The sequence below is a fragment of the Clostridium sp. CAG:43 genome (genome assembly GCF_000434655.1).
Taxonomy (GTDB): domain Bacteria; phylum Bacillota; class Clostridia; order Lachnospirales; family Lachnospiraceae; genus Otoolea; species Otoolea fessa.
This window is the reverse complement of sequence record NZ_FR895081.1, coordinates 27,621-35,593: the sequence shown is the minus strand read 5'-3', so window position 1 is coordinate 35,593 and position 7,973 is coordinate 27,621. Positions and strand designations below refer to the sequence as shown.

9 protein-coding genes are annotated in these 7,973 nt (G+C 49.2%); 5 read left to right on the top strand and 4 right to left on the bottom strand.

Features of this window, described 5'->3' with window-relative positions; all coding sequences use genetic code 11:
• Positions 1–130: 130 nt before the first annotated feature.
• A complete protein-coding gene (locus QVO97_RS06665) occupies positions 131–571 on the bottom strand; it encodes an FKBP-type peptidyl-prolyl cis-trans isomerase (RefSeq protein ID WP_022359593.1) in 441 nt (146 codons plus the stop codon).
• 193 nt (positions 572–764) lie between these two features.
• Positions 765–1,739 carry a choloylglycine hydrolase gene (bsh, locus tag QVO97_RS06660; protein ID WP_022359592.1) on the bottom strand — a complete coding sequence of 325 codons (975 nt, stop codon included), beginning with the start codon at positions 1,737–1,739 and terminating at the stop codon, positions 765–767.
• A gap of 333 nt (positions 1,740–2,072) precedes the next feature.
• Between bsh and QVO97_RS06655 the strand changes: the two genes are divergently transcribed.
• The 3 genes from QVO97_RS06655 (at position 2,073) to QVO97_RS06645 (ending at position 4,238) form a co-directional block, all read left to right on the top strand.
• On the top strand, positions 2,073–3,224 hold the full coding sequence (locus QVO97_RS06655) for a M20/M25/M40 family metallo-hydrolase (protein ID WP_022359591.1): 1,152 nt from the start codon (positions 2,073–2,075) through the stop codon (positions 3,222–3,224).
• A gap of 408 nt (positions 3,225–3,632) precedes the next feature.
• Entirely contained in the window at positions 3,633–3,902 is a 270-nt protein-coding gene (locus QVO97_RS06650; RefSeq protein ID WP_022359590.1) for a hypothetical protein, read from the top strand.
• A gap of 60 nt (positions 3,903–3,962) precedes the next feature.
• Entirely contained in the window at positions 3,963–4,238 is a 276-nt protein-coding gene (locus tag QVO97_RS06645) for a hypothetical protein (protein ID WP_022359589.1), read from the top strand.
• Positions 4,239–4,347: 109 nt separating this feature from the next.
• Here the strand turns inward: QVO97_RS06645 and coaBC are convergent, their stop codons facing one another.
• Entirely contained in the window at positions 4,348–5,541 is a 1,194-nt protein-coding gene (coaBC, locus tag QVO97_RS06640) for a bifunctional phosphopantothenoylcysteine decarboxylase/phosphopantothenate--cysteine ligase CoaBC (protein WP_022359588.1), read from the bottom strand.
• A 601-nt stretch (positions 5,542–6,142) separates the two neighbouring features.
• Here coaBC and QVO97_RS06635 point away from each other — a divergent pair.
• Together QVO97_RS06635 and QVO97_RS06630 are read left to right on the top strand one after the other, a co-directional pair.
• The gene (locus QVO97_RS06635; RefSeq protein WP_022359587.1) at positions 6,143–6,766 is read left to right on the top strand and encodes an ECF transporter S component; all 624 of its coding nucleotides are present in this window, start codon (positions 6,143–6,145) and stop codon (positions 6,764–6,766) included.
• Positions 6,767–6,772: 6 nt separating this feature from the next.
• Entirely contained in the window at positions 6,773–7,537 is a 765-nt protein-coding gene (locus tag QVO97_RS06630) for a type III pantothenate kinase (RefSeq protein WP_022359586.1), read from the top strand.
• A 132-nt stretch (positions 7,538–7,669) separates the two neighbouring features.
• On the opposite strand, the gene QVO97_RS06625 is transcribed toward QVO97_RS06630, so the two are convergent.
• On the bottom strand, positions 7,670–7,973 hold a 304-nt coding region (locus QVO97_RS06625; protein WP_288189201.1), incomplete at its 5' end, for a cation:dicarboxylate symporter family transporter.

Below are 7,973 nucleotides of genomic sequence, written 5' to 3'. Positions count from 1 at the left end.
ACTTCCATTATCAAGAGATGAGTGCTAATTTTTTGTGAAGATTTTGTGAACACAATGAGCTGTGCATGGCGTATAAAAAAAGACACAGGCCACATTTCTATGACCTGCGTCTTGCGTTGTAATTCTTATTTTATTTTACTTCAACTAATTCGATCTTGAAGTTCAGCTCCTTACCAGCCATCTCATGATTGGCGTCAAACGTGATATTTACCTCATCCTTTGCGATAACCTTTACCGGGAACGGCTGTCCCATCTGGTTGGTTAAGTAAACCTGCTGACCTACCTGCAGTTCCTCGGAACCCGGCAGTTTGGCAATCTCAAGCTCCAGAATTGCGTTCGGATCCGGCATGCCGTAAGCTTCCTCCGGCATCAGGTGGATCTCCTTTACCTCGCCGACTTCCATATCAGCGACAGCGGCATCGAAGCCCTTGATCATCTGACCGGCGCCGCAGACAAACTCCAGCGGTTCGCCGCGATCGTAGGAAGAATCGAACTGTGTGCCATCGTTAAAAGTACCTCTGTAATGTGTGCGGCAGGTTTTGCCGACGTTGCGTCCTGTGATTTCAGACATTTTAAAATCCTCCAAATGATATTGATATGCGGTAATGGACAATCTTCCTCAAACGGACAATTTCCAGTGATTTCAGATGCATATTTATCAGTATACTAGAAAACAAGGCGAATGGGAAGAGAAATGTTATCTCTCCGGTACCGATATTGTCAGTTTTTGCAACGAGGATGGGGCAAGCTGGAAGCAGAGAAGATCAGTTCTCCCATCGAATCTGCTCCCCCTGCACCAGCGGAAACCGCGAAAGCGTCTCCCCGTCCAGGTTCTCCCGGTTCATATCCACTGCCGTGATCTGATGGTTTTCATATGTCGTGTAGTAGTAAATCCCCTTATCCGCATTGCAGCAGGAGGTGTAGAGTGTGATTTCATATTTTCCATCGGAGACCTCGCAGCATCCGCGCTGCTGGTCAACCGAACCTAGGATATGGAAAAACTGGCTGACACTTTCTAGTTCGGATGCGCCGGAGCGGGCATTTGATTTTGTAAAAGCGACCCGTGCAAACCGGGAAGCGGAGGAGAGGTCTCCCGGAAGTCCGAGAGCGCCCATGCCGCGGCTGTAGGTTGTAAGCGGCAGATCGGCAGAAAATGTATTCTGCGGCTGCTTCGGGGACAGGTTCATGTAATTGTTGAGGGAGAACAGCTGCTGCGGGAACGGCGGATTGTTTGTCAGGACACCCACCGGATTGTCGTAGATATGCAGTCCGTCCGCCATCGGCTCGATGACGATGCATTCATTTTTATCGGCAAGAATCCAGTGAAGCTGCGCCGGGGCAAACTGCTCGTTGAATGGGGTGTCGGTCAGTACCATCTGGGCGAGGTGGACGCGAGCCTCTTTCACGGACGCGCACTGGCTGAGAATCCAGGGGATGAACTCAAACTGTGCGATGTTGTCATGATCCTCCTGCGGCTTCTGGTAGGAGGCATTGCCGACGAAATTAAGCCCCGCCATGCAAAGCCCCTTCTCATTAAAAGCATCATAATAAAGCGGATAATCCCCCGCCACATGTGCCATGCCGATGATGGCATAGTGGGTCGAAACCGCGCTTGCGTGGCGGAAAGTAAGTGGATAGTTGCGAGGTGTGACGGTTACTTCGTCCCCGTAAGAAAATTCATAATCTAAGGTTCTGCCGAAGTAGAAATCGGCGGTTTTGTAGGTTGCGGCTGTACACATGGTCATTTCTCCTTTTTCTGTTTCAAAGTGTGTGGGTCAGATGGTGTTTATCAATGTTCTATTTATTTGTTGTATGCTTTATACTCAACTGCATCATTGTAAAAGTGGAAATGAATCTTGCTGTTTTTAGTATATTTAGTATATCAAATTTTTGAGAAAAATATAGAGGAAAAGCGGATATGGAAATAGAAAGAGATTGGTCAGATCATTTTAGGACTTAAAGCGAAAGGTAAAATCAATCTGCTTCACAAATGTATTGTCTGGGTATATAATAAGGGGCATAAACAAATAGAAATGATAGGCAAATAATTTTTTTTACAGGAGGACTCACCCATGGCTGATCCAGATAGAATCCAGATAAACGAAGCCCGCATCCGCGCTAAATTTGACGAGCTGGCGCGGATCGACTCGGAAAGTTTCGGGGAACGCGAGATGGCGGATCGCTTGAAGGAAAAGCTCGCAGAGCTGGGAATCCAGGCAAAGGAAGATGACACAGCCGAGAAAATAGGAGGCAATGCGGGAAATCTGTTTGGAACGTTAAAGGGCGGACTGTCTGGCACGCCGATCCTGCTGTCCGAGCATATGGACACGGTCGCGCCGGGAATCGGAAAGAAGCCGGTTTTTCATGAGGACGGAACCATCACTTCGGATGGAACCACCGTGCTTGGCGCGGACGATCTGACTGGGGTAATCGCCATCTTAGAAGGCATCCGTGCCGTGCAGGAGGCAGGAATCCCGCACCGGGATATCGAGATCCTCTTTGCGGCGGCGGAAGAGCCGTTTACAAGAGGAAGCTCGGAGTTCGATTTCAGCCAGATGAAAGCGAAGGAATCTTACGTTTTGGATGTAACTGGACCAGTCGGGACAGCGATCCTGCAGGCACCGACGATCCTTTCCTTTGAGGCGGCAGTCAAGGGGCGTGCAGCACACGCCGGATTCGAGCCGGAGAAAGGCATCCACGCGATTCAGACGGCGGCCCGCGCGATTGCCGCATTAAAGCTGGGGCATGTGGATGAGGAAACAACCCTGAATGTGGGCTTGATTTCGGGCGGTTCGGTTGTGAATGCCGTGCCGGAACTCTGCACCTGCCGGGGCGAGATCCGCAGCTACAGCCATGAAAAGGCAATGGAGACCCTGGAAGATGTCCGCCATGTCTTTGAAACCGCCGTCAAAGAGGCGGGGGCAGAGCTTTCTTTCACACACCGCCTCCATGTCAAAGCCTTCCATCTGGAACCGGACTCGCCGGTGGCAGTTCATTTTGCCGAGGCCTGCCGCACCCTGGGAATCGAGCCGAAATTCGGCAGCACCTTCGGCGGCAGCGACGGAAACACGATGATGCAGCACGGAATCCCATGCGCGGTGCTTTCCTGCGGTATGTACGAGGTTCATTCCGTGCGGGAGTATGCGAAGGTGGGGGATATTGTGAATGGGGCGAGATTGATCGCGGAACTGATTACGCAGGGGCAAGAAGCGAGTATAGAGTAAAACTGAAAAATGTTGACATAGCCGAACGGCTTTATTATTTCACCAAAACAATTATATAGCCGTTCGAACAAAAAATAGGGTGATTTGGAATGAAAATAACATCGACAAGCGCTGAATGAAATGTCCATCCAGCTTATGGAAGAAGGATATCCAAAGGCAAGGGATATTCGAGAGCAGATATTAAAAGAGGGCGGATATTCTCATTTATAAAAGTACCTTTCCATTTTGGTAGAGTTATTTTTGCAACTATTTTGTAAGAAAAGTAAGAAAATGTCTATATATTTTGGAACATAAATCTGATATTATTAGAATAAATAAGAGACATGTCTGGTTTTGCAAAAATAAAGAGAGGTTGCTGTTTTGTGAGATTTCAGCCCTGTCAGGATAGTGAATCGAGAGGTGATCGATATGAAGAAAAAATTCTGGCTGATATTATACCATTTAGGCGGTTCGGTGGTACTTTTATTGTTACTGTACACGTCTCTTCAAGGCTTGACAACGGTGACCTTATGTTTAGCGATACCGGTATTGGCAGCAAGTATTATAGAGGCAAAATTTGAATGGAAATTTTTACGAGAGAATCCGGAAATCAAAAAGGATACAACCTATCGGATCGCAAAAACACTCGGATATCTTTGTGGTCTTATTTTGGTGGTAGGAGTATGGCCTCGTCATTAGAACATTTTTGCTTAATAAAAGACTCTGTTACACTTGGATTGAATCGAGAGGTGATCAATTATGAAGAAAAAATTCTGGCTGACATTATACAATATAGGCGTCTCTATTTTATTCTTACTGTCATTGTACAGTTATGCAAAAGGCATGGCAGGCTTTTCTTTATTTTTAGCGCTGGCAGTTTTTGGAGAAATTGCGGCAAGGGCTTTTATTGAATGCAAATACTTGCAGGAGAGTCCAGAGATAAAAGAGGATACAGCTTATCGAATCACGAAAGTATTGCGATTGCTTTGTGAAATTATCTTGATCATAGGAGTATGGCGGATTCGTTTTAAATAGCCACATTCTAAAAATAACACTTATGATATATTCCATATTCAATGAAAGAGGAGGCATCCGTCCATCAACCTCGGTTGCTTCCTCTTTCTCTATCTATTTCAATCAAAATCTATTTCATCATATCGCGTAAAACCGTCAATATCTCCATCGCCGCCGCTTCCTTGCTCATCTGCTCCAGATGGCGGGTCTGCTGCTTATCGATCAGCGTGATGACGTTCGTATCGGTGCCGAATCCGGCGCCGGCTACCTTTAAGTTGTTGGCAGCGATCAGATCCAGATTTTTGCGTTCCAGCTTGCCGCGGGCGCGTTCCTCCAGCTGGGAGGTCTCCATCGCGAAGCCGCAGAGCAGCTGTCCCGGACGTTTGTGTGCGCCGAGGTAGCTTAAAGTGTCCTCAGTACGCTCCAGCGCCAGGCTCAGATCGCCGTCGGATTTCTTGACCTTTTCATCAGAAACGACTGCCGGACGGTAGTCAGCGACGGCTGCCGCCTTGATGATAATGTCCTGTTCTTCGCTCCGGGAGATAACTGCCTCGAAGAGGTCGTGCGCGCTCTTAATGTGGACAGTATTGATAAACGGAGGTGGAGTCAGCGAGGTTTCGCCGGTGACGAGTGTCACATCGGCGCCACGCAGCATCGCCATCCGTGCCAGGGCGTATCCCATTTTTCCGGTCGAATGGTTCGTGAGGTAGCGCACCGGATCGACCGCTTCCTGGGTCGGACCGGCGGTCACAAGGATCTTCTTTCCGGTGAGATCCTTCGGGTAGGCGATCGCGCGGAGAATATACTCCATAATCAGCCCCTCATCCGGGAATTTGCCCTTTCCGGAATCGCCGCAGGCGAGCAGACCGCTTGCTGGTTCGATGATGGTAAAGCCGTAATGTTCTAACAGGCGGAGATTATCTTGGGTAATAGGATTCTCATACATCCGTGTGTTCATCGCCGGAGCAATGATGCGCGGGCACTGGCAGGCTACGAGCGTGGTCGTCAGCATATCATCGGCAAGTCCGTGTGCCAGTTTGGCGCAGACATTGGCGGTCGCCGGGGCGATGATCGCGAGGTCGGCTTTCTTTGCCAGTTCCACATGCTCTACTTCAAATTTAAAATTCCGGTCAAAGGTGTCCGTCAGGCACTTATTGACCGTCAGGGTTTCAAACGTCAGCGGTGTGATAAACTCCATCGCATTTTTTGTCATGATGACATGCACATCCGCGTGCTGTTTCTTTAAAAGGCTGGCAAGGTTCGCCGCCTTGTATGCGGCGATTCCGCCGGTTACTCCCAAAATAATTGTTTTTCCGGTTAACATAATACATATCCTTTCGGTTTGCACTCTGGTTTTCTGGGTCATTTTCGAACAGCATAGCATCTGGAGGAAAAATTGTAAACCTTTTTTGACTTCCGTTCTCTGTTGGGGCTTTGGTAAGCGCACATAACAGGAGAGGAAAGAAACATGTATTTTGTGAAAAGACAATAAAAAACAGCACATATTCTGGTAGAATTGTTGGTTGTATGTTGAAAAGTGATGTGATATAGTGTGGAGGTGTCTGCTGGCTGACCTGGTTTTCACTGGATGTGAACAGGGACAGGCGGCAGCAGTTGTATTGTATCCCATAGAAAACAGGCACCGAACGTGCTGGCAGCAAATCTGCGGAAAGCGGCAGAAGAAAGAAACTTCTGCCGGAATGTGCGTATCTGCATACGGATCTGTATCTGAGATGGAGAATCATACCGGAAGAGACGGGGAATTAAAATGCCCTGGCTCGCGGCTTTTCTGGATGGTATCGCCGGAAAGAACGGAATTTGTAAGGATTTTATGCACATGATATTGGCGCAGGTAAGCGGCAGTCTGGTGAACAGAAGGTGCAGCAGGTTTTTCGAACGGGAATAATAACAAGGAGGAAAATTTCATGAACACAACAAACAACACATCTAAACTTGTCATCTTAGGTCTTATGACCGGCATTCTTCTGCTGATGGCGTACACCCCCCTCGGATATCTGAATATTGGACCGCTGGCGATTACATTTAATGTGATCCCGGTTGCGATCGCGGCGATCACGCTGGGACCGGCAGGCGGCGCAGCGATCGGTGCAGTCTTCGGCATGACCAGCTTTTTACAGTGCATCGGCATCGGCGGCAGCAGTGCGATGGGCGCAATGCTTTTCAGCATTAACCCGTTTCTGGCATTTGTACAGAGATTCGTTCCGCGTATGCTGGATGGTCTTCTGTTAGGCTACATTTTCCAGTTTGTACGCCGCAGAACCGATGCGTACATGGCGAGTCTGGTAACCGGATTCTGTTCCGCGTTTTTAAATACAGTTTTCTTTATGACGGCTTTAGTCGTTCTGTTTGGCAATACCGAATATATGCAGGGGCTGATCGGCGGAAAAAATATCATCCTGTTCGTATGTGGTTTCGTAGGAATCAATGCAGTATGCGAGATGGTATCGTCCACAATCCTCACCGGTGCAGTCGGCGCAGCACTTTACCGGGCAAAATTTGTACCGGCTCTGGAAAAAAGCAGGGGGTAAGACAGTATGATTTTGGCATTGGATATCGGAAATACGAATGTGGTTCTCGGTTGTATTGCGGATGGGGAAATCCTCTTTACCGAGCGGATGGCGACAGACAGTGGGAAAACAGAGCTTGACTATGCGATTTCCCTGAAAATGGTGCTGGAGCTGCGGGAAATCAAGGTAAGTGAGATCACCGGCGCGATCATCGGTTCGGTAGTACCGCCGGTTACATCCCTGATGCGGGAGGCGATCCGCAAGGTGACGGGGCAGGAAGCGCTGGTCGTCAATGTGGATATGAATATCGGTCTGGAAGTGCTGATGGACAATCCGTCCTCCGTCGGTACCGATCTGATCGTCGGTGCCGTCGCGGGAATCAACCGGTATCCGGTGCCGCTCATTCTGATCGATATGGGAACGGCAACCACCATCTGTGTGGTGAATGAGAATAAGCAGTACATCGGCGGCATGATTCTGCCGGGAATAGGTGTATCGATGAATTCCCTGACCAGCCGGACCGCCCAGCTTCCGCGCATCAGCCTTGATCCGCCCAAGCGCCTGATCGGCAAGAATACGGTTGAATGTATGCAGAGCGGCGCGCTCTATGGCAATGCGTCCTGCATCGACGGTATGGTAGACCGGATCCAGGAAGAGCTTGGACAGGAGGCAACTATCGTAGCGACGGGCGGACTGGCGAAGCGGATCATTCCGCTGTGCCGTCACCGCATCGAGCTGGATGATGAGCTGCTGCTGCGGGGGCTTTGGATTATTTACGAGAAGAATAAATAAGGTCTGTGATTCTGATATGAAAAAAGCGGTTGGAGAGAGTCTAACCGCTTTTTACTGTATAGGATAATCGAATCGCAAAAGAAAATCCCCGGTGTATACAGCACCAGGGATTTTTGCGTTTAAGTATTTAAATTAATAGGTAATCTCCCGGCCTTCTTTTCTCCACTCCCGGAACTGGGCTGCCGCTGAGAGCAGCAGGTCGCAGGAGGAGTTGAGGGCGGTCTCGACGGAATCCTGCACCACGCCGATGATAAATCCGACACCGATGACCTGCATGGCAACATCGCTGGAGATGCCAAACAAGGAGCAGGCAAGCGGAATTAAGAGCAGGGAACCACCGGCAACACCGGATGCGCCGCAGGCGGAAAGTGCCGACAGGACGCTTAAAATGATGGCGGTCGGAATATCCACCGGAATTCCCAGCGTATTGGCTGCC